Here is a 23,290-nt window from a genome sequence, read left to right as displayed (position 1 = left end):
GCAAAAGTAGGAATAATTAAGGAGGCTCACATCAAAGGGAGAGAAAAGTAAAAGATCCTGAATTTTAGTGCGGTTTTCCTCTAAAATCTGCCGTTTTATACCGTGTTTAGTGACAATTCCCAAAAGTTAGCAGACGGTCTTGGACCCGTGATCCATTTTCGTGTTACCTTAGTTTGCATCAAAGCAGGTTACCCGGACCGAACCCCATCAGAATCTCAGATAGATCAATCCGGTAACGATGGCCAGGCCAAAGCTGAGCAAGGTCCCGATCAGGATGTATTCTGTGAGCTTTCGGCTGTTGCTCTCTTTGAGGTCGTTAAAGCGGAATACGGATTTGGCGGTGATCAGCAGGCCAATGCCTTCCCAGCGACCGGTGAGTATGAAGATAAGCACGAAAAGTCGCTCTATCATTCCGATATATTTCCCTGCGTTGGGCAGAGATTTGTGATCCAGGGAGATCTGATCCGACATCTTTTCAAGAAGGATGTTCATCAGAATGGCACTCGGAAAGGTGAGAAAGAAGACGGCAGTCACCAGGCCCCAATCCACCAGCCCCAGTAAATAATCCAACTGCCCTATGATATTTCCGTAATACGCACAACCGAAAAGCACCAGTAAATGGAGAAACTGATCCACCACAAAAGGGACGGCCCGATTCGTAAATGCCGATTCGGAGTAGAGCTTACCCAGATCAATGACAAAATGAGATAGGGCAATGACCAGCGCTATACGCCAGTGGGTGTAATTCCCAAGGAGTATCAACACCAGAGAGAAGTGGATCAGGACGTGTAAATAGAGGTAAGGCGACCCTATCTTGTTGGCCGATTTGTGGATCACCCATTTTCCGGGCTGAAGGAGAAAATCACCCAGCAAATGTGCGAGCAGGAGTTTAATAAACAGGGTCATTTCATCTATTCTTTGTAAAAGGTACGATAAAAATCGAGTAATTCGAACACCAGGTCTGTCCTAGCCCTTTTTTGGCGCTGACTCACAGCAGATTGCCGTATCCCAAAGTGGGTGGCCATTTCCTCTTGTGAACTATGGGGATGCAAAAGGGTCCACGCCACGGTCTCGGCTGAAACGGGAGTCCATTCGTCCATAAAACTCAAGGCCAAACGAAGCATCAGGTTTATGACCTCATCCTTTTCCTCCCATTTACTCCTGAGAGCGAGGGACTGTCTGCCTGATTTCAGTTCTGAAAAGAGTCGGCCCGAATTCCGGTAAGCCGACCCGTTAGACTCGGTGATCTTCTGGCCGGAAAAGGTCTCGTCCCCTAAGCCTATGGCGAGTCGGACATCGAGGTTCCTGAAGGACGCAAGACTCGATTTTAAAAGCAAGGCCGTTTCCAGGGCCTTATCTAACGGGGTCTTTACCTGAAATTCATCCCCCCTGTAAATATCCCACTCCTCCGGCTGCGCACCCAAACGGCCAAGGACCTCCCTCAATACAGGCATCCATTTTTCACCCGGATAGAGCCCAGAATTTACGATATCTCCGGTTAGTACTGCGATCATTTAATAAGTTTATAAGCTAATATAACAAAATATAAGCATAAATACTAATATATGAAACGATAAGTTGCAGGGATTATTTCACAAAACCGATTTGGGACATCCGCCCCTAGAACCAACGGCGCACCTTAAGGCAGTAATGCCTGTATTCGTTACCGAATTTATCCAAAAGGCTGGCCTCCTCCCGACTGATCTGTACGCGGTTCATCACCGTGACGAATCCGGCAGCCAAAAGAACATTGAAAGCATTCCCGAGCCAAAGTCCCCAGGCCAGCAGGACCATCAAAAGAGCGAGATACATGGGGTTCCTGGAAATGGAAAAAATACCCCTGGTGACGAGTACAGAAGCTCTTTGCGGATTCATAGGATCCACCGTGGTCCGTGCCCTGAAAAACTGCACGAGTGCCGCGACAGACACGATAAGTGCCAGAATTACCAACGCTTTCATCAGGTACTCACGTCCAAAGAAATCAAAGTACCCAACCGGAAGAAACTCAGCGAGCAGGTACATGCACAGGGCTGTTAACAAAAAAATGACGGCAGGAGGTACTCTTAACTTCATAGGGTCTTCGGGTCTCAGGGAACAAAATTACTACTTTTGGGGACTCGGCAGTCCAACCCTAAAAAATACAGCGCCATGGAACTGGTTTTTGCTACCCATAACCTCAATAAAGTAAGGGAAATTCAAGCGGTCCTGCCTCCACATATCACCCTTCGAACCCTGGAGGATATCGGATGCCGGGAGGAGATCCCTGAAACAGCAGACACCCTGGAAGGAAATGCCCTTTTGAAAGCGACCCATGTCCTGAAACACTACGGGATGCCCTGTTTTGCAGATGATACGGGGCTGGAAGTGGACGCCCTCGGCGGATCTCCGGGAGTTTTTTCCGCCCGTTATGCGGGACTTCCGAAAAATGACAGCAAAAATGTGGAAAAGCTATTAAAGGATCTGCAGGGCCAGCCTAACAGGAAGGCCCGGTTCACCACGGTGATCGCCCTGTGCACCCATGAGGAGTCCCGTCTCTTCATGGGAGAAGTCGAGGGTGTGATCACAGAGTTCCCCCGGGGAAACAAGGGTTTTGGCTATGATCCCGTTTTCCAGCCGGAGGGCTACGGGGAAACCTTTGCGGAACTTTCCCTTCCTGAAAAAAACCGGATCAGCCACAGGGCGAGGGCTTTTGCCAAATTGCTACTCCATCTGAAGCGCCACTTTCCCCAAAGTGAAGATTTCAGGAATAAATAGGCCTCTATCTCAATACGTGTCGATTAATAGCAGTACCTTTGCCGCTTAATTATAGCCGCTGGTATAGCATGTGTTGCGCTGAGGATCATAACGTTATTTCGATATTCGCTCTAAGCAACATCCGTATTTGCGATTGCGAAAAATAACCTTATATGAATTCATTTGAAGCGCTGGGGCTTAACGAAGCCCTGTTACAGGCTGTGTCCGACCTCGGATTTGAAACTCCCTCGGAAGTTCAGCAAAAAACCATTCCCATCTTACTGGAAGACGATACGGACCTTGTGGCCCTGGCCCAGACCGGGACAGGCAAGACCGCTGCCTTTGGTTTTCCCTTAATCCAGAAAATAGAGAGCGAAAGCCGCACCACACAGGGGGTCATCCTCTCCCCCACCAGAGAACTCTGCCTGCAGATCACCAATGAAATGCAGTTGTATTCCAAGTATGTGAAAGGCCTTAATATCGTTGCCATCTACGGAGGTGCCAGCATCACGGAACAAGCCAAACAGATCAAGAGGGGTGCCCAGATCATCGTAGCTACCCCTGGTCGGATGAAAGACATGATCGGCCGTGGCCTGATAGATCTCAGTAAGATCGAGTACTGTATCCTCGATGAGGCGGATGAGATGCTGAATATGGGATTCTACGAGGATATCAAAGACATCTTGTCCACTACCCCGGAGGAGAAATCCACCTGGTTGTTTTCTGCCACCATGCCCAAGGAGGTTGCCGTGATCGCAAAGAAGTTCATGCATCAGCCGAAGGAGGTGACCGTTGGCGCAAGGAACACGGGAGTGGATACAGTACAGCACGAATACTACGTGGTCAGTGGCAGGGACAGGTATGAGGCCCTAAAACGACTGGCAGACGCCAATCCCGGGATCTTTTCCGTGGTCTTCTGCCGTACCAAAAGGGATACCCAGAAGGTAGCCGAAAAATTGATAGAGGATGGCTATAATGCAGGGGCACTTCACGGCGACCTGAGCCAGAACCAGCGCGATCTGGTCATGAATTCCTTCAGGAAAAACCAGATACAAATGCTGGTAGCCACGGACGTGGCAGCCCGGGGCATCGATGTGGACGACATCTCTCATGTCATCAACTATCAGCTCCCTGACGAGATTGAGACCTATACACACCGCAGTGGACGGACCGGCAGGGCTGGAAAATCCGGGATCTCCATGGTCATCATCACCAGGAGCGAATTGCGGAAGATCAAGACGATTGAGAATATCATCAAACAGAAATTTGAGGCCAAGAAGATCCCATCTGGCATGGAGATCTGTGAAATACAACTGTACCATCTGGCCAGCAAAATCCGCAATACAAAGATCAATGAAGCCGTGGACCATTACCTCCCCGCTATCCACGACGTTCTGGAGGGGATAGACAGGGAAGAACTGATCAAGAAGATCGTTTCCGTGGAATTCTCGCGTTTCTACACCTATTACAGCAAGGTAAAAGACCTCAACAGTTCTGAAGGTTCCGGGCGCTCTGGCGAGCATGCGGACGTACCCGGATCAGATTCCGACATGGGCGATTCTGTGCGGTATTTCATCAACGTGGGAGAAAAGGATGGGTACGACTGGATGTCCCTTAAGGACTTCCTCAAGGATACCTTGGGTGTGGGTAAGGAAGACGTCAGCAGGGTAGATGTCAAGGACAGCTTTTCATTCTTCAACACGGATGCTTCCCTTACAGATCTGATCCTGAGCACGTTCAAGGATTTCAAGGTCGATGGCCGGTTCGTGAATGTGGAAGTTTCCAAAAGTCCAGATAGCAGCGGAAGAAAAGGCCGGGACAAGGGTAAAAGAAGGAAGAAGGACCGGAAACGGGAAGAGATGGGCCGAAGGACGAAAGACAAGAAAAGCGGCAGGAGGTCCGGAAAGACAAAGAATAAATTCAGAGATGGATTCTATTAGTTAATTGTATATTAAAGATGAATCCTGAAAAAGGAATTTTTGGTTTATTCGTGCCATCAGCATGAGATTGAAGAAACTACTTATTTTGATCGGCGTGGCCTTGGGCCCGTTCGTGCTCAGAGCACAGGATGAACCTGTAAGTGAGATGCTGCAGGAATTCACTGCCCTGGTGATCAACGCCCAGACCGAAGAACCTCTGGAAAGCGTTCACGTGGTAAACCTAAACCAGGTAATAGGGACCATCACGAATGCAGAAGGGGAGTTTACGATCAGAGCCGCCGTAAATGACACCCTTTATTTCTCCTATCTGGGATTCAAATCCCAGAAGATCCGGGTGACCAATGACATGTTCCGGTTCGGGGATACGAAAATAGCCCTGACAGAGCTTGCCTATGCCCTGGAAGAAGTGATAGTTAGGCCTTACCAACTCACCGGATACCTAGAGATAGACGTGAAGAATCTGCCCATCAATACGGCCTATCAATACAGCATATCCGGCCTTTCCAAGAGCTATGAGGCGGGTAATAAGAACCCGAGCGCCGTCACCAAGGTCCTTGGGGCCATTCTCAATCCCGCCGACCTGTTGCGGAACCTTTTTGGAAAGCGGCCAAACCAAATGCGAAAACTCCGCCTGATCAAGGAAGATGACGAGATCAGAGACCTGCTGGCTTCAAAATTCGACCGGGAGACCCTGACCGAACTTCTACAATTAGAAAAAGTAGATATCGAAGATATCCTTTCCAACTGCAATTTTTCCAATTCCTTTATCACCACGGCCAATGACCTGCAGATCCTGGATGCCATGAGCAGCTGCTACGAGGAATACAAGGTCCTCAACCGGAAGAAATAGGTGATCGGGTGCCCCAGGGGCAGCGTCAAATAAATTTTATTTATCCAGTATCATTTTATAGTTTTAGGCGAAAATTAAAGTGCCTTATACATTTGTTTCGGCCTTGCGGAAATACCGTGGAGCGGGGCTTTTATGTGAGATGGGCATTCCTCAAACATGATACTTCATGAATAGAACACTGGCCTTATTGTGCTTAGTGACCCTTTTTGGCTCTTGCAAGCCAAAACAAGAAACTGCCGAGCAAGTCTCCCTCGAAACCCAGCCTGTTACGGAATCTACCCAGGAAATGGTGCCTTTTCGCTGGGATGCTGCGAATGTGTATTTTCTGCTCACAGATCGTTTTAACAACGGGAATCCTGATAATGATATCAATTTCGATCGAGTGCATGAGACCGGTACCCTTCGCGGTTTTATGGGGGGCGACCTGCAGGGGATCACACAAAAAATAGAAGAAGGTTACTTTACGGATCTGGGGATCAATGCCATCTGGTTCACGCCAGTGGTGGAACAGGTCCACGGGGATACCGACGAGGGTACGGGTAATACCTATGCTTATCACGGCTACTGGGCGAAGGACTGGACTGCCCTCGATCCCAATTTTGGCACGAAGAAAGACCTGGAGACCCTGGTCAAAAAGGCCCATAAAAAAGGGATCCGAATCCTGATGGATGTGGTCCTCAATCACACTGGACCCGTCACTGAACAGGATCCGGTATGGCCCGAGGAATGGGTGATTACGGAACCGACCTGCACATTTCAGAGCTACGAGACCACCACGGCCTGTACCCTCGTGGATAACCTCCCGGATATCAGGACCGCAGAGAACGGCCCCGTTGACCTCCCTGATGCCCTTCTGGCGAAGTGGAAGAGGGAAGGCCGACTGAGCATGGAGCTCGATGAGCTGCAATTGTTCTTCGACAGAACAGGCTATCCGCGGGCCCCGAGGTTTTATATCATCAAATGGCTGACCGATTATGTCAACGAGCTGGGAATCGATGGTTTCCGGGTAGATACTGTAAAACACGTGGATGAGCAGGCCTGGGCGGAATTGTACAAGGAAGCTTCCTATGCCTTCGAGAACTGGAAGAAGAAACATCAGGACGAGGTCCTGGACGAGAACCCCTTCTTTATGGTAGGGGAAGTATACAATTACGGGATCTCCGGTGGCAGGGAATTCGATTTCGGGGACAAAAAAGTAGACTATTTCAACTTCGGGTTCCAGAGCCTGATCAACTTTGAACTCAAGACGGATGCCCGTAAGGATTACGAACAGATCTTTAAGAAATACAGCGACCTGCTGCATTCTGAAATGGGCGGCATCAGTGTGCTCAATTACCTCACCTCCCACGACGATGGCAGTCCGTTCGACAAGGAGCGCAAACAGCCATACCACGCGGCAAACGTATTATTGCTTACACCTGGAGCCTCCCAGGTATATTACGGTGATGAGACCTCCAGGAACCTGACCATAGAAGGTACTGAAGGGGATGCCACGCTGAGGTCCTTTATGAACTGGGAGGAATTAGACAGCGTGAACACAAAAGCCATTCTCACCCACTGGCAAAAACTGGGTAAGTTCAGGAGCAGACACCCCGCTATCGGGGCAGGCAGGCACAAACGACTCGCCAGGAAACCGTACGTCTTCAGCAGAACCTATACCGACGGAGAATACCGGGATAAAGTGGTCGTTGGGCTGGATCTTCCCAAGGGCAAGAAATCCCTTTGGGTCAAAGGATTTTTCGGGGATGGTACCTTCCTGTTCGACACCTACTCCGAGACCCGCGTAGAGGTCAAGAACGGCAAGGTGACCCTGGATAACCCTTATCCGGTGGCACTCCTCGAGCTTGCGCAGCCGTGACAGGTCGCCCTGGAATATACCGGAACGGCCAGTAAACCCTGTCAAAATGAATATCAGTCGTAGGAAATTTATCATCCTTTCATTTCTGGGTATTACCGGATTTATTTTCCTGGATGCTTTCTGGATAGAGACCTATTTGGTGAACTGGTCGCGCCACGACTTGAGAAAGGCAGGCGGACCCTATATTAAACTCATTCAACTGACTGACCTGCACCTCCGTGAAATGAAGGTGAGCCACAGCTGGATCGCCCGACGGATAAGCAGGGAAAAACCCGATCTGCTGTGTTTTACAGGGGATACCATCAACCGCCCAAATCAGCTGGTACTGCTCGAGGAGTTCCTCGAGATGATCCCGAGGGATATTCCCAAAGTGGTGGTTATGGGAAACAAGGAATACGATGGCCATATCGGACATCAGGACTACCGGGAACTCTTTGGAAAATACAATGGTCAATTGCTGGTCAACGAGACCATCCCCTTTGAGAAAAGAGGTCGGCGCTACAACATCACAGGTATTGACGATTTTCTGAACGGCAATCCCGACTACGCCCTAGCACTGAAAGATGCAGACCCCGCGATCGAAACCATCATCTTAAATCATTGCCCTGAATACCGGGATACTATCGACCTGCTGAACAGGGAATTGAACATTCCCATAAAATTGATCCTCTGCGGCCATACGCACGGGGGGCAGATCCAGTTCTTCGGTAAGGAATTTTATAAGCCAGGCGGTAGCGGCAAGTATCTGAACGGGTGGTATAAAAGCGCGGAATCCCTCATGTACGTATCCAAAGGCGTGGGAACCAGCTATCTCCCTATCCGTTTTGGTGCACGATCGGAAGCCCCGATCTTTTATCTCTAGAGTTTAATGACGTGAATGCAGGGCTATCCTGTTCCCCTCCGAATCTACAAAAAGGGCCATATACCCTACCCCTTCGCTGATGAGTTTTTTGGGTTGTAACAATTTTCCTCCGGCCCGATCCACCCTGTCTGCCTGTATCTTGACATCCTTACTCGAAAAATAAAGCAAAGGCCCGTCAGACGTGCTGGGATGATAGAAATCCGGGTGCTTCACCAGAGCACCCCAGGCTCCGGATTTACCCTCGGCAAAGGGAAATATGCCCATCTGTAATTCGTTGAGATCCTGTACCTGTATCTTCAGGTCAAATACCTCTTCATAGAATTTCCGGGCGCGGTCCATATCGGTCACGGGGATCTCGAACCACCCTACCATATTCGCTTCCATCTTTATGAATCCCTTTCGAGTTTTGTTTTTAAGTTAGACAGGCCCTCCTCAAAGTCCTTGCCCACTGCTTTGTCCATATTCATAAAAAGCATCATGATGCTCATGGGAAATTTATTTTTTCCCTTAAAGCCCCAGGTTACTTTAGTACTGCTATCCGGGGCGTCCTCCGTGATCAGGTAGCAATCCGAAGTGGATTTCCAGGGTTTTAAAAAACGGAGCTCACCCTCAACGCGCTTCCCTTCCTCAATGGCTGTGATCTCCTGTTCGCCTTCCCCTACGTCCTTGTTCCCATTCCAGTAGCTAATGGCTCCCACCTCTCCGTCAGTACCTGTAAATTTCTTTTCCATATTCGGATCTTTTTTGGCCCAGGGAGACCATTCATCCATTTTCTTAAGGGATTTCAGATAATTAAATACCTCGCTCCTGGGCCTGGATATGACGATAGAGCGATTCACGTCGTATGACTTGGGTGCGATCAGGGCCAGGAAAAGAATAACGGCCACCAGAACAAGGATGATATAGAGTGCTGTATACATTTGGATATCAATTAGTTGATTACCACAGTAAGATACGAAATCTTCTTATCGCTCCTGGTGGTATCGGGAAATAATTTTATCGAGATTCCTTATGGACCTTTTGATCCACGTCCTGCGGATTTCTTCCCTTTCCGCTTCATTCAGACGCCAGTCTACCTCGGATTCATACAGGGAAGCCGTCACCGAGTGAAGGATGATCGCGGCCGCCACTGAAACATTGAGACTTTCCGTAAAACCTACCATGGGGATTTGGATCCTCTCATCCGCCTCTTTCAGGGCTACTTCACTGAGGCCTTCTTTTTCAGCCCCGAAGAGAAAGGCCATCTTTCCCTCAGTCTTCAGGTCTTTCAGCGATATGGCATCCTTATCTGGGGTGGTGGCTATGATGCGGTATCCGTTCTTCCTCAAATTTATCAGGCAGTCCTCTGTGGTCGGGTACCTGTGGATATCCGTCCATTTCTGCGCGCCTAGGGCGATCTTTTTGTCGAGTCTCTTCCCAAATCTGCGCTCAATGACATGTACGTCCTGCACACCGAATACATCAGCCGTTCGGATCACGGCACTTGCATTGTGAAGGTGGTACACGTCCTCCATCGCCACCGTAACGTACCGGGTGCGCCATTGGAGCACCTCTTCGAATCGCCCTAATCGACCCTCGGAAATGAATGACTCCAGATAAGCGATCAGGCCTGGATCTTCCATGATCCGAATATAAGAAAAACGTATCTTTAGGGAAAAGGAGCTGGATGAGGAAAAAGATCACGGTACTCACCGGGGCCGGTATGAGCGCAGACAGCGGTTTGAAGACGTTCAGGGACGCCGACGGCCTGTGGGAGGGGCATGACGTAATGGAGGTGGCCTCCCCCCAAGGATTCCGTGCCAATCCTGAACTCGTCCTGGAATTTTACAACGAAAGGCGGAGACAACTGCTGCAGGCGAGTCCCAATGCCGGTCACGAGGCTCTGGTGGAACTGGAAATGAAATTCGACACCCACATCGTCACCCAGAATGTGGACGACCTCCATGAAAGGGCAGGGAGCAGCCAGGTCCTCCATCTGCACGGTGAATTGTTCAAGGTCAGAAGTACGGCTCCTCCCTATACGGTGTACGATTGGAAAAAAGACCTCCATCTCGGAGACAGGTGTAAAGCAGGAAGCCAGCTGAGGCCTCACATCGTCTGGTTCGGGGAGGAAGTACCTCTCTTGCCCCATGCCGCAAGCCTAACTTCCATGGCCGATATCCTGATCATCGTGGGAACTTCCCTACAGGTGTACCCTGCGGCCTCCCTCCTTTATTACGCAAGTGAAGGGACCCCGATCTACCTCGTGGACCCCAGGCCTGCGCTGACACCCACCCGCGGTCTCAACCTGCACCTCATCCCCCGCAAGGCCTCGGAAGGCGTTCCCGAACTGGTATCCCAACTACTTGAAACAGTTGGCTGAACTACCCCTTAAAAGGCCTGCGATCTCATCCCCTCAAACTAAAAAGGAATAGTTATCTTTGCGCTTTCCTAAAGCTATGAGTTCATCGACCCATCTTTCAACAGAGATCAAGGCTATTTCCCCTGTGGATGGCCGTTACAAGAAGAAGGTAAATTCCCTGGTTCCCTTCTTTTCGGAGGAAGCTTTAATGAAGTACAGGGTGCGCGTAGAGATCGAATATTTCATCGCCCTCGCGAAGCTTCCGCTGCCACAGCTGAAAGCGATCCCAGCTTCCAGTTTCGGATCCCTGAAAGAGGTCTATAAGCAGTTTTCAACGGAAGATGCTCTCGAGATCAAAAAGATCGAACAGACCACCAACCACGACGTAAAGGCTGTGGAATATTTTGTGAAATCGAAGTTCGATGCCCTGGGTTTATCTCAATACAAGGAATTCATCCATTTCGGGCTCACCTCCCAGGATATAAATAATACGGCCATCCCCCTCTCTGTAAAGGAAGCGATCGAGGTCGTGTATTTGCCAGGGGTTGAGAAACTCCTCAATACCCTTGAGGATAAGACAAAGGAGTGGAAAACGGTACCCATGCTCGCAAGGACCCACGGGCAACCTGCTTCCCCAACCCGACTCGGGAAGGAATTCGAAGTATTCGTGACCCGTTTGAAAGAACAGTTAAAACTCCTCTCCGAAGTGCCCCATGCCAGCAAATTCGGGGGTGCCACCGGGAATTTCAATGCCCACCGGGTAGCGTATCCTGAGATCGACTGGAAAGCCTTTGGGGAATCCTTTGTCCAGGAGGAACTGGGATTGTACCATTCCTTTCCCACGACCCAGATCGAACATTACGACCATATGGCGGCCCTCTTTGACAACCTGAAGAGGATCAACACCATCCTGATAGACCTCAACAGGGACATCTGGACCTATATTTCCATGGATTATTTCAAACAGAGGATCAAGGAAGGGGAAGTGGGCTCATCGGCCATGCCGCATAAAGTGAATCCAATCGATTTTGAGAATGCGGAAGGGAACCTGGGCCTTGCCAATGCGCTTTTTGAACACCTCTCTGCCAAGCTGCCTGTTTCCAGGCTGCAAAGGGACCTTACAGACAGCACGGTCCTTCGGAATATAGGGGTGCCTTTTGCCCACACCCTCATCGCCCTGCAATCTACCCTCAAAGGCCTTGGAAAACTTCTGTTGAATGAACAGAAGATCCAATCAGATCTGGAGAATAACTGGGCAGTCGTCGCTGAGGCCATCCAGACCATCCTGCGAAGAGAAGGATATCCTAACCCTTACGAGACCTTAAAGGAGCTCACCAGGACGAACGAAGCCATCACTCGGGATGTTATCGCCCGCTTTATAGATACCCTCAAGGTCCCTGAAAAGGTGAAATCGGAATTGAAGGCCATCAGCCCTCAGAATTATACCGGGATCTGATCTGCATAAAAAAACCTGCCCGATAAGGCAGGTTTTGAGCATTTCTGAAGAGTTTCGTTCTATCCCTTGAGGAATTGACCTATCTCTCCCAGGCCCTCTCCTTTGTAATCGGATTTCTGAATTGCCTGCATCAGCTGCATGAGATGGGCGGGGTTCATGTCCTTCCCCAGGACGCGAATAAGGGCAAATCCCTTTTCGTTGCTATTGCCGTATATCACCACCTCATCAATGGCGTCTGCATCCCCCAGATATTTTACGAAACCCTTGCCATAGGAAGAGTTCAGCTTCATCAATTCCTTGAATTCGGAATTCTTCAGAATGGCATTCACCTTAGTCCTTTCAGCCTCGTATTCCGCCGAGTTCGAACTCGTTTTTTTAAAGGCGAGAATGTTCAGCTTGCGCAGCGATTCGACAGCGGTGCGCTGTTCCTCGGTAAGATCTACCTCGTCCAGGTTCAGGATACTCGCCGGAAGGTCCAGGGAGATGAAATTGGGATTCTCCGCGTTGTCCACGTAGTATTCCTGAAGGCTCTGGGTGGAAGAACAGCCCAACAAGAGGATAAATGTTAGTACAGGCAGGGTGGCAGTTAATTTTTTCATGGTCTTTGTCTTCGTTTTAGAGAATGGGTCACGGCCCTGCTGCGAAGAGCACGGCCGTAACCATCATCCCCATGTGTTTAGGATTTCTTTTTCTCGATCTGGTTCAACTCCTTGGGAAGATTCATCTTCTTGGTCAGTGCACCGATCTTGGTGAGGTCGATATCTCCTGTGAGAGTGAGGAGTACGGTTTCGATCTTGCGATCATTGACCTTTACATCTGAATTGTTCATCCCGGTCACGAACATGAGCAGTTCGCTGACGTGGTCATCATCCTTCCCTTTTCTTACGTAGAATTTGACGTTAGCGTCCTTGTCCTTTACCCTCATGAGTTCCTCCAGGGAAGAGTTCTTCAGGTAGCGGTCTACGGTCGACTTCATGTCTGCGGAGATACCCTTATTCTCAGTGACAAATACTTTCAGGCCGCTGAGGCTCTTGGCGATCTCCATGGCCTCTCTGGCCTCGGGTTCGTCTACATTGACGTCCATTTTTACAAGGAGGTCGAACATATTCTTGTTGACGATGACCGAACTCACTTCGTCCATATCCTCGAACTTGTCAAAGATAGACTGGGACATTCCCGTGAATGGCAACAAGGCCAGGGCGATAATTGCGATATACTTTTTCATGATTTCGTTTTTTAATTGTTTTTGTAAATCTTTTGTTTTGTTTCTTCAAATTCATGTAAATAGGCCACTTTTTCCTTACCACGGTCCAGGTTGGCAGCCAGAAGCCCAAGGGCCTTTTTGGTCTGGAGATAGGCGTATTCCGCTTCCTTCCTCTCCTGGTATTGCTTTCCGAAATAAACGCCTGCTACTAAAACGACCATCGCTGCAACGGAAATCCACTGATACAAGTGTCTTCTGGTTTTTAGTGGAACCTGCCGGACGGATCGTTCTTGCTTGGCTTCTGAGAAATAGGCGAACATGGGGCGATAGGGCTCCAGGTGTTCCGCCACCTGATCTCCGGAAAAGTATTTCCTCAGATCCCGCTCTTCGGCCTCCGTGGTATGGGCCTCAAAGTACTTCTCGAGTAATTGTTCTATTCTATTGGATTCCATAGCTGTGTTTTTCTATTAATTGATCTCTTACTGCCTTTCGGGCCCTGGACAGGGCTACCCTTACTGCGGTGGGCTTCATGTCCAGCATTTCCGAAATCTCATCGTATTCGTATTCTTCAATGTCCCGTAATTGCAGGACTAACTTTTGTTGCTCAGGCAGGTTCTCCATGATCTTTCCGACCCACTCCACACTGTCGTGTACTTCGACCTCCTTTTGCAGAGAACTCCTTTCGTCTGCATAATTGCTGTGGACGAGTTTCAGGTTTCCGGACTGCTTGGACTTCAATCGGTCCAGGCAAAAATTCTTGGTCATCGTCATGGCAAAAGCCTCTACATTGCGATATCCGTGAATACCTTTCTTTTTGTCCCACAATTTCATCAGCACTTCCTGGGTGGCATCCTCAGCTTCTTCCGTCGAGACCAGCAGTCTCTTGGCCAGTCTGAAGAGCTTATCCTTGAAGGGCATAACCAGATTTACGAATTCTGACTGTGTCATTAGTTTTTGATCGGTTGTGACGTAAAGCATCTTCCTGCTGTGTTACATAAGCTAGACGACCGATATCGAATTTTGTTACAATTCTTTTTTTCTTCGCCCCGATCTGATTATTTTAGCAGGAACTAACCTTCCCTACACACGTGATAGTCCGTTAACCTCCAAGGTACTAAAAAGACCTGGGGTAGTGACCGACTGTCAATTGCTATTTACCATAAAAAAAGAAAGATGAAAAAGAATTTGGTTTTACTATTGGGGGTGTTTTTTGTCATCCTGGGATGCAATAAAGACGATGATAACGTCAATCCGACCTCAACGGACCTGGCCACACAGGATTTTATGTGGAAGTCCATGAATCTGTGGTATTTCTGGCAAGCCGAGGTAGACAATCTCTCTGATACCCGCTTTTCCACGGACCAGGAATACACGGAATTCCTCCAGTCGGAGACTGACCCCGCCGCTTTTTTTGACAACAGGCTTAGGTATTTTGAGGATCGCTTCAGCACCTATGCCTCGGATTACAGCGAATTCACGGACTTCCTTTCCGGGGTTTCCAAAAGCAACGGGTTGAGCTTCGGGCTGATCGCACTGGACAATGACAATGTGGTAGGTTATGTGCGCTATGTCACACCCAACTCGGACGCAGCATCCAAGAATATTTTCAGAGGGGAATTCTTTACCGGGGTAGACGGGCAAACCCTGAACCTGAACAACTACATAGACCTCCTTTTTGGAGAGAATGATACTTATACCCTTAATATGGCCGACCTGGTAAATGACACCTTTACCCCCAACGGCAAAGAGGTCACCCTGACCAAGATCGAAGGCTTCCAGGAGAATCCCATTTTTATTGTAAATACCTTCGATATCAGCGGGCAGAAGATCGGCTATATTTATTACAACCGCTTTCTCAATGAGTTCGATGAAGAACTCAATACCGCATTCGGGCAATTAAAGGCACAAGGGATCACGGACCTCGTACTGGACCTTCGCTATAACCCTGGTGGTTCTGTGAATACCACGCGACTCCTGGCCAGTATGATCTACGGCACCAATACCAACAACCTCTTTATAAAACAGCGCTGGAACCCAAAGATCCAGGCTTCCTTTGATGCTTCTCAGCTCGAGGATTATTTCGCGGACCGAACAGGGGAAGGGACGCCGATCAATACCCTGAACCTAAGCCGCGTATATATCATCACCACCGGCAGATCTGCCTCGGCCAGCGAACTGATCATCAACGGCCTCGATCCCTATATGGATGTCATACAGGTGGGCACAACCACTACCGGAAAGAATGAATTTTCACTTACCATGGTAGACGACCCCAAAAGGTCCGGTGCTCCTTATGTGTATTCCCCGTCAAGGGAATCCTTTATCAACCCCGATAACCAGTGGGCTCTGCAGCCCCTCGTGGGCAGGAACGAGAACTCCGTCGGTTTTTCGGATTACACCTCCGGCTTTGTACCCGAGATCGTTCTGGAAGAAGACCTTGCAAACCTGGGTATCCTCGGGGATCCCAACGAACCCCTCCTGGCACGTGCCCTGGAGGAGATCACAGGATTATCAGGAAAACGGGACTTTACGGTCAGGAGCCCTGCCAGGCCATTTACAGACACGGATGACTTTACTCCTGTAAAAGACCGGATGATCCTGGACAAGCCCATCGATCTCACTATAAAGTAAATACAAAGGCCGGTTCTTCCGGCCTTTTCTTTTTAAAGATTCAGGGCAAATCCTGCCCTGACATTCCTCCCTCGGGTATTGAAACCCAGTACTTCCGTAAAGGAGGCATTCAGAAGATTGTCTGCCTGAAGGAAAAAGGTCAGCTTTCCGGGAATCGCCTCATACCTCATCGTCATCCCTACCAGGGAGAAGGCATCCAGTCGCACATCTGAAAAGGTATTAAAGTCGGTATCCGCCCTGGCCCCGGTGTAGGCATAGCTCACAGCCATCGAAAAAGGTTCCGAAAAACGATACCCCAGGCTTACATACCCCTTGTGTTTTGGGATGCGGATCCCGGGATCCCCTTTCCGTTCGGTAAAGGTATAATTCGCTTCGAGGCTCAGCTCCCCAACGGGCCGCCAGTCGAGCTCAAGTTCCACTCCGCTTGCCCTCGTATCATCTTCGGCATTCCTGTACTGAAAGGCAGCATTGTCGAAAAAGACGAAATCCATTTCCTTCCTGGAGAAGAACACGGCGCTCGCGCGAATCTCGCTTGTTGCGTATTCGGAACCCAGCTCAAGGGTGCGGTTGGATTCCGGCCCCAGGTCAGGATTGGCCCCAAACTGCCCGAAAAGCTGGGTCAGGGAGGGGGTGATAAAGGAAGTGGAAAAACTGCCCAGGAATTTGAGGTACCCATCCTCCCGTTTCAGCGTAAGGCTTGGATTGAGATTATAAACGAATTCTGAGCCGTATTCCGAGTGGAGGTTCAGCCTTCCCCCTGCATTCAGCTGCAGCCCCTTTTTCCCAAGGTAAACCAGGTTCACATAGGGATCCACAAAGCTGAATCGCCTGGTGTCCTCAAATTCCATCAGCTCAAGGTTGTAATTGACCCCGGAGAGTAAAAGAAGGTTTCCTAGTCGGACTCTGTTAAAGAGATCCCCTATAAGATTTTTTCCCTCAAAGGTCCCCGGAAAAGCGCTGAAATTTTCCGAGTTATAGGTAGCGTAGGCCAGATTGAGGGTCATAGTACCTTCCTTGTAAGACAGTGTGGTATTAAGACCTACCCTTTCCTGTTCACTAATGAAGCGGTAGGGGGCATCAGCCAGGCCAAAAGATTCGTCGTAGGCTGCATTGAGTTTAGCCTGACTTGCATACACCTGAGTCCTGATCTTATCGCTGATGCGATACCCCAGTTTCAGGTCCGTATTCCAGGCGGAAAAGGGATCGGTTTCCCCTGTTTCCGTCCTGATGGAAGAGATCCCGTCCGTATACCTGTGGCCAAAACCCACGGAATACACCCATCGGGCTGTGGTCCCCGCCACCCTGGCAGAATTCTCAAAAGCGTTCAGGCGGTATCTCTGATCCTCTGCCGTCTGGTTGCTGCCTAAAGATGACCGAAAGCTTGCAGCCAGTCCTTTTTCAGGGGCTCCTTTTGTGGTAATATTGATCACGGCCGTAGCAGCATTCGCCCCGTACAGGGTGCTGTTGGCACCCTTGATGATCTCTATGGAAGCTATATTGTCCAGAGGCAGGAGGCGGAGGTCAAATTCCTGGGAAAAGGAAGAGGGGTCGGATACCCTTAACCCGTCTATAAGGACTATGAGTTGCCTGCCCCGACCACCACGGACAAAGGCTCCCAGCACTTCTCCTGCCCTGCCCCTGCTCCCTGAGATCTCAATCCCACTTTTGGTGTTGATCAGTTCAGGCAGGGAACGCCCCTGGTTCAGAGCCAGTTCCTCAGGCCCTATGCGGATCACTGTTTTTCCCGAATTTTCCCTTCGGATGGGAAAGCGGGTGTCACTCACCACCACTTCATCCAATTGACGTACTTGAAGGCTGTCGGTGTTGGGAACCTGGGCCCAGGTTCCCGTTGCGATGCACAAAAGCACACCGGTTTTCCAGAATTTCTCAGTCATTAGTTATTCCTGTTGTCGGAATGGCGTATGAGGTTGCATACGAAAACTTTTATCCCGAAAGTTAGTATTCGATTTTGAACCTGGCAGGTCTCCTGACTTGCGTTTTGACATCGACCTTCCCGTCCTCAGACAGTGGTATTGAAGAGATGTCAAACATAGATCCTCCCGAAGGAGGCCCTACTGAGCTTACAGTTGCGGGAACAGTTCCGGATTCTCACCGGATTCCCTTTTAATGCCGTCCTAAATACGGGCCGGCAACCATTGTTCAGGGGCGAAGATAATCAAATTAGACCTCCCTTCCCACTTAGGGTAAATAAGATTACTTTTGAAATTCGAAAAATGGCCGAATGAGAATATTCATCTTTATAATGCTCCTTAGCCTTATAAGCTGCAGGGAAAAGGCGCCTGATTCCGGAGAGGCCAAAAGCCCTCCCGGAGACGGTCTCATTTCTCACCGTGTAAAATATGCCAGGGGTTTTGAGATTGACCGAATCTCCGGGGGTATTACAGTGATACGCGTCCTGCAGCCCTGGCCAGAAGCCGAGGAACCCTTTGTCTACGCCCTTATCCCAAGGAATAGCGCTGGTGCAATCAACCTGGAAAAGGAGAAGTACGACGCTGTGATAGAGGTACCCGTTGAAAGGGTGGTGGTTACCTCCACAACGCATATCCCCGCCCTGGAAGCTCTGGGCGTGGCCGACCGTCTCGTGGGGTTTCCGGGTACGGACTATATCTCATCGGACTACACACGTGGGCGGGTCGACTCCGGGGCGGTTGCCAACCTGGGGAAGAACGAAATGATGAATACTGAAATGACCCTGAGCCTGCGCCCCGACCTCGTAGTGGGATTCGGCATAGCCTCTAGGAACAAGGCCTACGAAACCCTGATAAGGTCCGGTATCCCGGTAGTCTACAACGGGGACTGGACGGAGCAGACCCCCCTTGGCAAGGCCGAGTGGATCAAATTCTTTGCGCCTTTTTTCCAAAAGGAAGACCAGGCGGAGGCCCTGTTCGATTCCATAGCACAAGCCTATTCCGGCGCACGTGAGCTGGCTAAAAAGGCCGGATCTGTCCCTGCCGTAATGAGTGGGGCCCTTTATAAGGATGTGTGGTACGCCCCGGGAGGCGATAGCTGGGCCGCCGCATTCATAAGGGATGCCAATGGTTCTTACCTCTGGGATGACACCAGGGATACAGGCAGCCTCTCTCTCGGTCTGGAGAGCGTCCTCAGCAGGGCAGACGAGGCAGACATATGGATATCCCCCTCCCAGTTCACCTCCTATCAGGAGCTCGAGAATGCCAACCGGCATTATACAGAATTCAGACCCTACCGGAACAGAAAGATCTATACCTATGCCCTGAGCAAGGGAAAAACAGGCGGACTCACCTTCTTTGAACTCGGACCCAACAGGCCCGATTTGATCCTCAAAGACCTTATCCATATCTTTCACCCGGAAGTGCTGCCGGATCACGAACCCTATTTTTTTAAGCCTCTTCAATAGTTGAACAGAAAGCTCCCATATCAATTTCCCCTGCTGATCCTTGTCCTGATCCTTTGTTTCTGCATCAACATCAGCCTGGGCTCGGTGGAGATCCCCTTTTCTGCTACCCTGGGAGAACTTTTAGGTTACAGGGCAACAGAGGATTCCTGGAGCTATATCATATGGGAATACCGGCTACCCAAGGCCTTTACGGCCATCCTGGTGGGCGGGGGGCTGTCACTCAGCGGCCTGTTGATGCAAACCCTGTTCAGGAACCCCCTCGCAGGCCCTTTCGTCCTTGGGATCAGTTCAGGGGCCAGCCTGGGTGCTGCCCTCCTGATCCTGGGAGGCGGGATCTTTTCGTTTGGCTATGTCCTCATTAGCGACCTCGCCCTTACCCTGGCCTCCAGCCTTGGGAGTATTCTCGTTTTACTGACGGTGGTAGCCGTTGCCCGGAGGGTAAAAGATACCATGGCCCTGCTGATCATCGGGCTTATGTTCGCCAGTATCACGGCGGCCGTGGTTACCATACTCTCTTACTTCGCCAAGGCAGAGGAATTACAGCAATATATCTTCTGGACCTTCGGTACGGTGGGAAACCTGAGCAGTTCACAGGTTATTATTTTAGGGGTGATCTGCTTTCTGGGGCTGTTGTTGAGTATCAGCACTATCAAATCCCTGAACGCCCTGCTGCTTGGGGAGAGTTACGCCCGAAGCCTGGGGGTTCGGATAGGCAGGTCCAGAAACCTCATCATCATTGCTACCGGACTCCTGGCCGGCTCTGTGACCGCTTTTGCGGGACCGATCGCCTTTATAGGCCTGGCCGTACCCCACCTTACCAGACAGCTCTTTAATACAACCGATCACAGGATCCTTGTCCCCGGAGTGGTCCTTTATGGGGCCATCCTCCTGCTCCTTTGTGACACCATCGCACAACTCCCATCCTCTTCCTATATCCTCCCCATCAATGCGATCACCTCTATCGTCGGTGCTCCCGTGGTCATTTGGCTGTTGCTCAGGAGGCGAAATATGATCTTCTAGATGGGCTGTAGGGTGGATCACATAGTTTTTGAAGAATACCTACCTTCGCAGGTGAGCACAAATACAAGCTCTGTTTAACGCATGCACAACGTCCTTGACATTTCGAATTTGAGTATTGGGTACCGGGGTAAGGACGGAAAGCCCATACCGGTTGCCGAGAACCTGAATTTTTCACTGAAACAAGGGGAATTCGTCTCTGTGGTGGGGGCCAACGGGATCGGGAAGTCGACCTTACTGAGGACCCTGGCTGGCGTGCAGCGGAAATTATCCGGAGAGGTACTTATCAACGGCAAGCCCATGGGGTCTCTTACCCCCCAGGAACTGGCGAGCTCCCTGAGTATCGTCCTTACAGAACCCCTTCCCACCAGGAATCTCACCGTGAGGGAACTGATCAGCCTGGGAAGGCAGCCGTATACGAACTGGCTCGGAACCCTCACCCTTGAGGATACCGAAATTGTGGCGGATTCCATTAGAAAGACGGGACTGGAAGCGCTGGAGGAGCGAAAATGCTATGAGCTCAGCGACGGGCAACTGCAAAAAGTACTGATCGCCAGGGCCCTGGCCCAGGACACACCCGTGATGATGCTCGATGAGCCCACCACCCATCTGGACCTCTATCACAAGGTTCAGGTTTTGAAAACCATGAAGGAGATCGCCAGGGAATTCGGAAAGACGGTCATTTATACCACCCATGAGATCGATCTGGCCATCCAACTCTGCGATCAGATGCTTATCCTGGACAGTTCTGGCCACCATTTCGGACCGCCCTGCCAGCATATAGAGGATCGCAGCTTCCAGCGACTTTTCCCCTCAGACCTGATCGGTTTTGATTCCAGGACAGGCACTTTCAAAATCAAAAACTAGCAGGTCTCTACTCCCTATTTTATGTGAGATGGCCTATCTTTACGTAAAATGAGAACGAGATGAGTACGGAGATCACGTGGGTAATATTGGCCTTGCTGGCCGGTCTGCTTGGCTTTTTTTTGGGGAACTACATCGAACGTCTTAAGCGGAGGTCGGTACAGAGTACCCTGGAGGAAAGAGAACGGCAGATCCGTTTGAGCCGTGAGGAACTCGAAGCCCGCCTGACTGACGAAAAACAGATCGTGGAAGGGCTGCGGACGGAGAATACGCGATTGGCCCAGCAGGTCACTCGAAATGAGGCCGACCTGGAAAACCTGAGGCAGAAACTGGATGAACAAAAAGAGGAAGTGGCCGAACTGCAGGAGAAATTCACCAAGGAATTCGAAAACCTGGCCAACAAGATCCTGGATGAAAAGAGCCTGAAGTTTACAAAGCAGAACCAGAAGAACATCAAACACATCCTCACGCCCCTCCAGGAAAAGATCCAGCTCTTTGAGAAGAAAGTAGAGGAAAGCCAGAAGGAGAATATCAGCATCCATTCGGCACTCAGGGAACAGCTCCTCAACCTGCAGAACCAAAACCTCAAGATCACCAAGGAAGCCGAAAACCTGACCAAAGCACTCAAAGGAGACAGTAAGATGCAGGGTAACTGGGGTGAACTGGTCCTGGAAAGGGTCCTTGAAAAATCGGGTTTGGAAAAAGACCGGGAATACACCGTACAGCAGAGTTTCAAGAAGGAAGATGGAAGCAGGGTTTTACCCGATGTGGTGATCAACCTTCCAGATGGCAAGAAAATGATCATTGACTCCAAGGTTTCCCTCACGGATTACGAGCGCTTTGTGAACGCAGAAGAGGAGATGCAGGAGAACCACCTAAAGAGCCATATACAATCGCTTCAAAAACACGTTGAGCAACTCTCCTCCAAGAAATACGAGGACCTCTATGACATGGAAAGTCCGGATTTTGTGCTGATGTTTGTCCCTATTGAAACCGCCTTTTCGGTTGCGATCAACCAGGACCCCGCCCTGTACAACAAGGCTTTCGAAAAGAACATCGTCATCGTTACCCCCTCCACCCTGCTGGCCACGCTGCGCACCATAGACACCATGTGGAACAACGAAAAGCAGCAACGGAATGCCATAGAGATCGCCAGGCAGGCGGGTGCTCTCTACGATAAATTCGAAGGGTTCGTGGCCGACCTCACCCGGGTGGGTAAAAAGATGGACGAAGCGAAGAACGAATACCGGGGGGCCATGAACAAACTGGTGGAAGGAAGGGGAAACATCATCACCAGTATAGAAAAATTAAAGAAAATGGGAGCCAAGGCCAAGAAATCCCTTCCGGATAAGATCTTAAAAAGGGCCGAGGACGACGATCTACAGGAAGAAGAGCCCACGACTTTCAATTTAAATTAAGGGTTTAGAGGGCGGAAGCAGCTTCTTTATCCAAATACCAGCTTAGCTTCCCATCCACTGGATCTACCAGGGCTGCAGGATACTGGCGGTAGCCTTTCTGCTTCTCGAGGATACTGGCTACCTTGTCGGCCTTGCCGGCACCGGTTACCAGGAATGCCACCTCCCTGCTTTGGTTGATCACCCTCCCGGTGATAGTGACCCTTTTTTGTCCGCTTTCCGGATGGATGGCCACCTCGCAGTTCCGGTCAGAATCCCAGAGACCGATCTCATGAGGAAAGATAGAGGCAGTATGCCCGTCCTCCCCCATCCCGAGGATCACCAGGTCGAACACGGGAACTCCGTCTGCCTCAGGAAGTTCCCTGTCCAGAAGGTTTCCATACCTTTTGGCTTCCTGCTCGGGGTCGTTCTCCCCCTTGATCCTGTGAATATTTCCCCTGGGTATTTGGATGTTCCGGAGCAGATAATCTTCCGTCATCCCGAAATTGCTTTCCTGATCGGAAGGGGGTACGCAGCGCTCATCCCCCCAGTAAAGGTTTACCTTTTTCCATTCGATGTCGTATTTCTCAGTATGAGAAAGTTCCTCAAAGAGGATCCTGGGGGTACTCCCACCTGAAAGGGCAATATGATAAGGCCCCGCTCCTTTCATCTTATTTACAAGATAATCGGCGAAATGCCTTGCTACTGAAATCTTGGTGTCGTAAATGTTCAATTCCATCCTC

The 23,290-nt window shown here is 50.1% G+C and carries 24 protein-coding genes and 1 riboswitch; of the genes, 12 read left to right on the top strand and 12 right to left on the bottom strand.

The genetic code is table 11. The features are described 5' to 3' along the window. Nucleotides 1–207: 207 nt before the first annotated feature. The 3 genes from GWK09_RS10765 to GWK09_RS10755 form a co-directional block, all read right to left on the bottom strand. Nucleotides 208–906 carry a DUF3307 domain-containing protein gene (locus GWK09_RS10765; protein WP_163693398.1) on the bottom strand — a complete coding sequence of 233 codons (699 nt, stop codon included), beginning with the start codon at nucleotides 904–906 and terminating at the stop codon, nucleotides 208–210. Nucleotides 907–911: 5 nt separating this feature from the next. Next, on the bottom strand, nucleotides 912–1,514 hold the full coding sequence (locus tag GWK09_RS10760; protein WP_163693397.1) for a hypothetical protein: 603 nt from the start codon (nucleotides 1,512–1,514) through the stop codon (nucleotides 912–914). A 106-nt stretch (nucleotides 1,515–1,620) separates the two neighbouring features. Beyond that, nucleotides 1,621–2,073: a methyltransferase family protein gene (locus GWK09_RS10755; protein WP_163693396.1), complete on the bottom strand. Its 453-nt coding sequence runs from the start codon at nucleotides 2,071–2,073 to the stop codon at nucleotides 1,621–1,623. Nucleotides 2,074–2,148: 75 nt separating this feature from the next. Between GWK09_RS10755 and GWK09_RS10750 the strand changes: the two genes are divergently transcribed. From GWK09_RS10750 to GWK09_RS10730, 5 genes are all read left to right on the top strand, one after another. Beyond that, nucleotides 2,149–2,754: a non-canonical purine NTP diphosphatase gene (locus tag GWK09_RS10750; RefSeq protein ID WP_163693395.1), complete on the top strand. Its 606-nt coding sequence runs from the start codon at nucleotides 2,149–2,151 to the stop codon at nucleotides 2,752–2,754. A 152-nt stretch (nucleotides 2,755–2,906) separates the two neighbouring features. Beyond that, nucleotides 2,907–4,673 carry a DEAD/DEAH box helicase gene (locus tag GWK09_RS10745; protein ID WP_163693394.1) on the top strand — a complete coding sequence of 589 codons (1,767 nt, stop codon included), beginning with the start codon at nucleotides 2,907–2,909 and terminating at the stop codon, nucleotides 4,671–4,673. Nucleotides 4,674–4,734: 61 nt separating this feature from the next. Further along, on the top strand, nucleotides 4,735–5,523 hold the full coding sequence (locus tag GWK09_RS10740) for a carboxypeptidase-like regulatory domain-containing protein (protein ID WP_163693393.1): 789 nt from the start codon (nucleotides 4,735–4,737) through the stop codon (nucleotides 5,521–5,523). A gap of 166 nt (nucleotides 5,524–5,689) precedes the next feature. Then, nucleotides 5,690–7,381: an alpha-amylase family glycosyl hydrolase gene (locus GWK09_RS10735; protein WP_163693392.1), complete on the top strand. Its 1,692-nt coding sequence runs from the start codon at nucleotides 5,690–5,692 to the stop codon at nucleotides 7,379–7,381. Nucleotides 7,382–7,427: 46 nt separating this feature from the next. Continuing rightward, complete coding sequence (locus GWK09_RS10730) at nucleotides 7,428–8,243, top strand: metallophosphoesterase (protein WP_163693391.1); 816 nt, start codon at nucleotides 7,428–7,430, stop codon at nucleotides 8,241–8,243. Nucleotides 8,244–8,246: 3 nt separating this feature from the next. On the opposite strand, the gene GWK09_RS10725 is transcribed toward GWK09_RS10730, so the two are convergent. The 3 genes from GWK09_RS10725 to GWK09_RS10715 are packed head-to-tail and all read right to left on the bottom strand — an operon-like array spanning nucleotide 8,247 to nucleotide 9,865. Next, entirely contained in the window at nucleotides 8,247–8,627 is a 381-nt protein-coding gene (locus GWK09_RS10725; RefSeq protein WP_163693390.1) for a VOC family protein, read from the bottom strand. Nucleotides 8,628–8,629: 2 nt separating this feature from the next. Continuing rightward, the gene (locus GWK09_RS10720) at nucleotides 8,630–9,163 is read right to left on the bottom strand and encodes an SRPBCC family protein (protein WP_163693389.1); all 534 of its coding nucleotides are present in this window, start codon (nucleotides 9,161–9,163) and stop codon (nucleotides 8,630–8,632) included. 45 nt (nucleotides 9,164–9,208) lie between these two features. Then, entirely contained in the window at nucleotides 9,209–9,865 is a 657-nt protein-coding gene (locus GWK09_RS10715) for a TrmH family RNA methyltransferase (RefSeq protein ID WP_163693388.1), read from the bottom strand. Between the two features lie 44 nt (nucleotides 9,866–9,909). On the opposite strand from GWK09_RS10715, the gene GWK09_RS10710 reads away from it, so the two are divergent. Both GWK09_RS10710 and purB read left to right on the top strand, forming a co-directional pair. Beyond that, nucleotides 9,910–10,605 carry an SIR2 family NAD-dependent protein deacylase gene (locus tag GWK09_RS10710; protein ID WP_163693387.1) on the top strand — a complete coding sequence of 232 codons (696 nt, stop codon included), beginning with the start codon at nucleotides 9,910–9,912 and terminating at the stop codon, nucleotides 10,603–10,605. Between the two features lie 76 nt (nucleotides 10,606–10,681). After that, complete coding sequence (gene purB / locus GWK09_RS10705) at nucleotides 10,682–12,040, top strand: adenylosuccinate lyase (RefSeq protein WP_163693386.1); 1,359 nt, start codon at nucleotides 10,682–10,684, stop codon at nucleotides 12,038–12,040. Nucleotides 12,041–12,099: 59 nt separating this feature from the next. Here the strand turns inward: purB and GWK09_RS10700 are convergent, their stop codons facing one another. The 4 genes from GWK09_RS10700 to GWK09_RS10685 form a co-directional block, all read right to left on the bottom strand. Next, nucleotides 12,100–12,639, bottom strand: coding sequence for a DUF4252 domain-containing protein (locus GWK09_RS10700; RefSeq protein WP_163693385.1), 540 nt, complete (start codon nucleotides 12,637–12,639; stop codon nucleotides 12,100–12,102). Nucleotides 12,640–12,716: 77 nt separating this feature from the next. Then, on the bottom strand, nucleotides 12,717–13,265 hold the full coding sequence (locus tag GWK09_RS10695; protein ID WP_163693384.1) for a DUF4252 domain-containing protein: 549 nt from the start codon (nucleotides 13,263–13,265) through the stop codon (nucleotides 12,717–12,719). A gap of 11 nt (nucleotides 13,266–13,276) precedes the next feature. Beyond that, on the bottom strand, nucleotides 13,277–13,696 hold the full coding sequence (locus tag GWK09_RS10690) for a FecR family protein (RefSeq protein WP_163693383.1): 420 nt from the start codon (nucleotides 13,694–13,696) through the stop codon (nucleotides 13,277–13,279). Continuing rightward, on the bottom strand, nucleotides 13,683–14,192 hold the full coding sequence (locus GWK09_RS10685; RefSeq protein ID WP_163693382.1) for an RNA polymerase sigma factor: 510 nt from the start codon (nucleotides 14,190–14,192) through the stop codon (nucleotides 13,683–13,685). Before GWK09_RS10685 ends, GWK09_RS10690 begins: the two co-directional genes overlap by 14 nt. 225 nt (nucleotides 14,193–14,417) lie before the next feature. Here GWK09_RS10685 and GWK09_RS10680 point away from each other — a divergent pair, with 225 nt between their 5' ends. Further along, nucleotides 14,418–15,875, top strand: coding sequence for a S41 family peptidase (locus tag GWK09_RS10680; protein WP_163693381.1), 1,458 nt, complete (start codon nucleotides 14,418–14,420; stop codon nucleotides 15,873–15,875). A gap of 32 nt (nucleotides 15,876–15,907) precedes the next feature. On the opposite strand, the gene GWK09_RS10675 is transcribed toward GWK09_RS10680, so the two are convergent. Beyond that, nucleotides 15,908–17,770 (bottom strand): TonB-dependent receptor plug domain-containing protein, encoded by a 1,863-nt coding sequence (locus tag GWK09_RS10675; protein WP_163693380.1) that lies wholly within the window; start codon nucleotides 17,768–17,770, stop codon nucleotides 15,908–15,910. A 65-nt stretch (nucleotides 17,771–17,835) separates the two neighbouring features. Beyond that, nucleotides 17,836–18,048: riboswitch (cobalamin riboswitch) on the bottom strand. Between the two features lie 69 nt (nucleotides 18,049–18,117). Here GWK09_RS10675 and GWK09_RS10670 point away from each other — a divergent pair. The 4 genes from GWK09_RS10670 to rmuC all read left to right on the top strand — a co-directional run bounded on the left by GWK09_RS10670 (nucleotide 18,118) and on the right by rmuC (nucleotide 22,571). Further along, nucleotides 18,118–19,272 carry an ABC transporter substrate-binding protein gene (locus GWK09_RS10670; protein WP_163693379.1) on the top strand — a complete coding sequence of 385 codons (1,155 nt, stop codon included), beginning with the start codon at nucleotides 18,118–18,120 and terminating at the stop codon, nucleotides 19,270–19,272. Next, nucleotides 19,273–20,292, top strand: a complete 1,020-nt coding sequence (locus tag GWK09_RS10665) for a FecCD family ABC transporter permease (RefSeq protein ID WP_239530898.1) — start codon at nucleotides 19,273–19,275, stop codon at nucleotides 20,290–20,292. An 81-nt stretch (nucleotides 20,293–20,373) separates the two neighbouring features. Then, the gene (locus GWK09_RS10660) at nucleotides 20,374–21,156 is read left to right on the top strand and encodes an ABC transporter ATP-binding protein (protein ID WP_163693378.1); all 783 of its coding nucleotides are present in this window, start codon (nucleotides 20,374–20,376) and stop codon (nucleotides 21,154–21,156) included. 59 nt (nucleotides 21,157–21,215) lie between these two features. Further along, on the top strand, nucleotides 21,216–22,571 hold the full coding sequence (gene rmuC, locus GWK09_RS10655; RefSeq protein ID WP_163693377.1) for a DNA recombination protein RmuC: 1,356 nt from the start codon (nucleotides 21,216–21,218) through the stop codon (nucleotides 22,569–22,571). Nucleotides 22,572–22,575: 4 nt separating this feature from the next. Here rmuC and pgl read toward each other — a convergent pair whose 3' ends face one another. Then, complete coding sequence (gene pgl / locus GWK09_RS10650; RefSeq protein ID WP_163693376.1) at nucleotides 22,576–23,286, bottom strand: 6-phosphogluconolactonase; 711 nt, start codon at nucleotides 23,284–23,286, stop codon at nucleotides 22,576–22,578. Between the last annotated feature and the right edge of the window lie 4 nt (nucleotides 23,287–23,290).

Source organism: Muriicola jejuensis, assembly GCF_010671595.1.
GTDB lineage: Bacteria > Bacteroidota > Bacteroidia > Flavobacteriales > Flavobacteriaceae > Muriicola > Muriicola jejuensis.
The sequence above is the reverse complement of the archived record's forward strand: the minus strand, read 5'-3'. Positions and strand labels throughout refer to the sequence as shown.

Coding starts and splice junctions, on each gene's coding strand:
- GWK09_RS10765 (WP_163693398.1), bottom strand. CDS start 906: ATGACCCTGTTTATTAAACTCCTGCTCGCACATTTGCTGGGTGATTTT.
- GWK09_RS10675 (WP_163693380.1), bottom strand. CDS start 17,770: ATGACTGAGAAATTCTGGAAAACCGGTGTGCTTTTGTGCATCGCAACG.
- rmuC (WP_163693377.1), top strand. CDS start 21,216: ATGAGTACGGAGATCACGTGGGTAATATTGGCCTTGCTGGCCGGTCTG.
- GWK09_RS10695 (WP_163693384.1), bottom strand. CDS start 13,265: ATGAAAAAGTATATCGCAATTATCGCCCTGGCCTTGTTGCCATTCACG.
- GWK09_RS10715 (WP_163693388.1), bottom strand. CDS start 9,865: ATGGAAGATCCAGGCCTGATCGCTTATCTGGAGTCATTCATTTCCGAG.
- GWK09_RS10730 (WP_163693391.1), top strand. CDS start 7,428: ATGAATATCAGTCGTAGGAAATTTATCATCCTTTCATTTCTGGGTATT.
- GWK09_RS10735 (WP_163693392.1), top strand. CDS start 5,690: ATGAATAGAACACTGGCCTTATTGTGCTTAGTGACCCTTTTTGGCTCT.
- GWK09_RS10720 (WP_163693389.1), bottom strand. CDS start 9,163: ATGTATACAGCACTCTATATCATCCTTGTTCTGGTGGCCGTTATTCTT.
- purB (WP_163693386.1), top strand. CDS start 10,682: ATGAGTTCATCGACCCATCTTTCAACAGAGATCAAGGCTATTTCCCCT.
- GWK09_RS10660 (WP_163693378.1), top strand. CDS start 20,374: ATGCACAACGTCCTTGACATTTCGAATTTGAGTATTGGGTACCGGGGT.
- GWK09_RS10670 (WP_163693379.1), top strand. CDS start 18,118: ATGAGAATATTCATCTTTATAATGCTCCTTAGCCTTATAAGCTGCAGG.
- GWK09_RS10745 (WP_163693394.1), top strand. CDS start 2,907: ATGAATTCATTTGAAGCGCTGGGGCTTAACGAAGCCCTGTTACAGGCT.
- GWK09_RS10750 (WP_163693395.1), top strand. CDS start 2,149: ATGGAACTGGTTTTTGCTACCCATAACCTCAATAAAGTAAGGGAAATT.
- GWK09_RS10685 (WP_163693382.1), bottom strand. CDS start 14,192: ATGACACAGTCAGAATTCGTAAATCTGGTTATGCCCTTCAAGGATAAG.
- GWK09_RS10680 (WP_163693381.1), top strand. CDS start 14,418: ATGAAAAAGAATTTGGTTTTACTATTGGGGGTGTTTTTTGTCATCCTG.
- GWK09_RS10700 (WP_163693385.1), bottom strand. CDS start 12,639: ATGAAAAAATTAACTGCCACCCTGCCTGTACTAACATTTATCCTCTTG.
- pgl (WP_163693376.1), bottom strand. CDS start 23,286: ATGGAATTGAACATTTACGACACCAAGATTTCAGTAGCAAGGCATTTC.
- GWK09_RS10740 (WP_163693393.1), top strand. CDS start 4,735: ATGAGATTGAAGAAACTACTTATTTTGATCGGCGTGGCCTTGGGCCCG.
- GWK09_RS10760 (WP_163693397.1), bottom strand. CDS start 1,514: ATGATCGCAGTACTAACCGGAGATATCGTAAATTCTGGGCTCTATCCG.
- GWK09_RS10710 (WP_163693387.1), top strand. CDS start 9,910: ATGAGGAAAAAGATCACGGTACTCACCGGGGCCGGTATGAGCGCAGAC.
- GWK09_RS10725 (WP_163693390.1), bottom strand. CDS start 8,627: ATGGAAGCGAATATGGTAGGGTGGTTCGAGATCCCCGTGACCGATATG.
- GWK09_RS10690 (WP_163693383.1), bottom strand. CDS start 13,696: ATGGAATCCAATAGAATAGAACAATTACTCGAGAAGTACTTTGAGGCC.
- GWK09_RS10755 (WP_163693396.1), bottom strand. CDS start 2,073: ATGAAGTTAAGAGTACCTCCTGCCGTCATTTTTTTGTTAACAGCCCTG.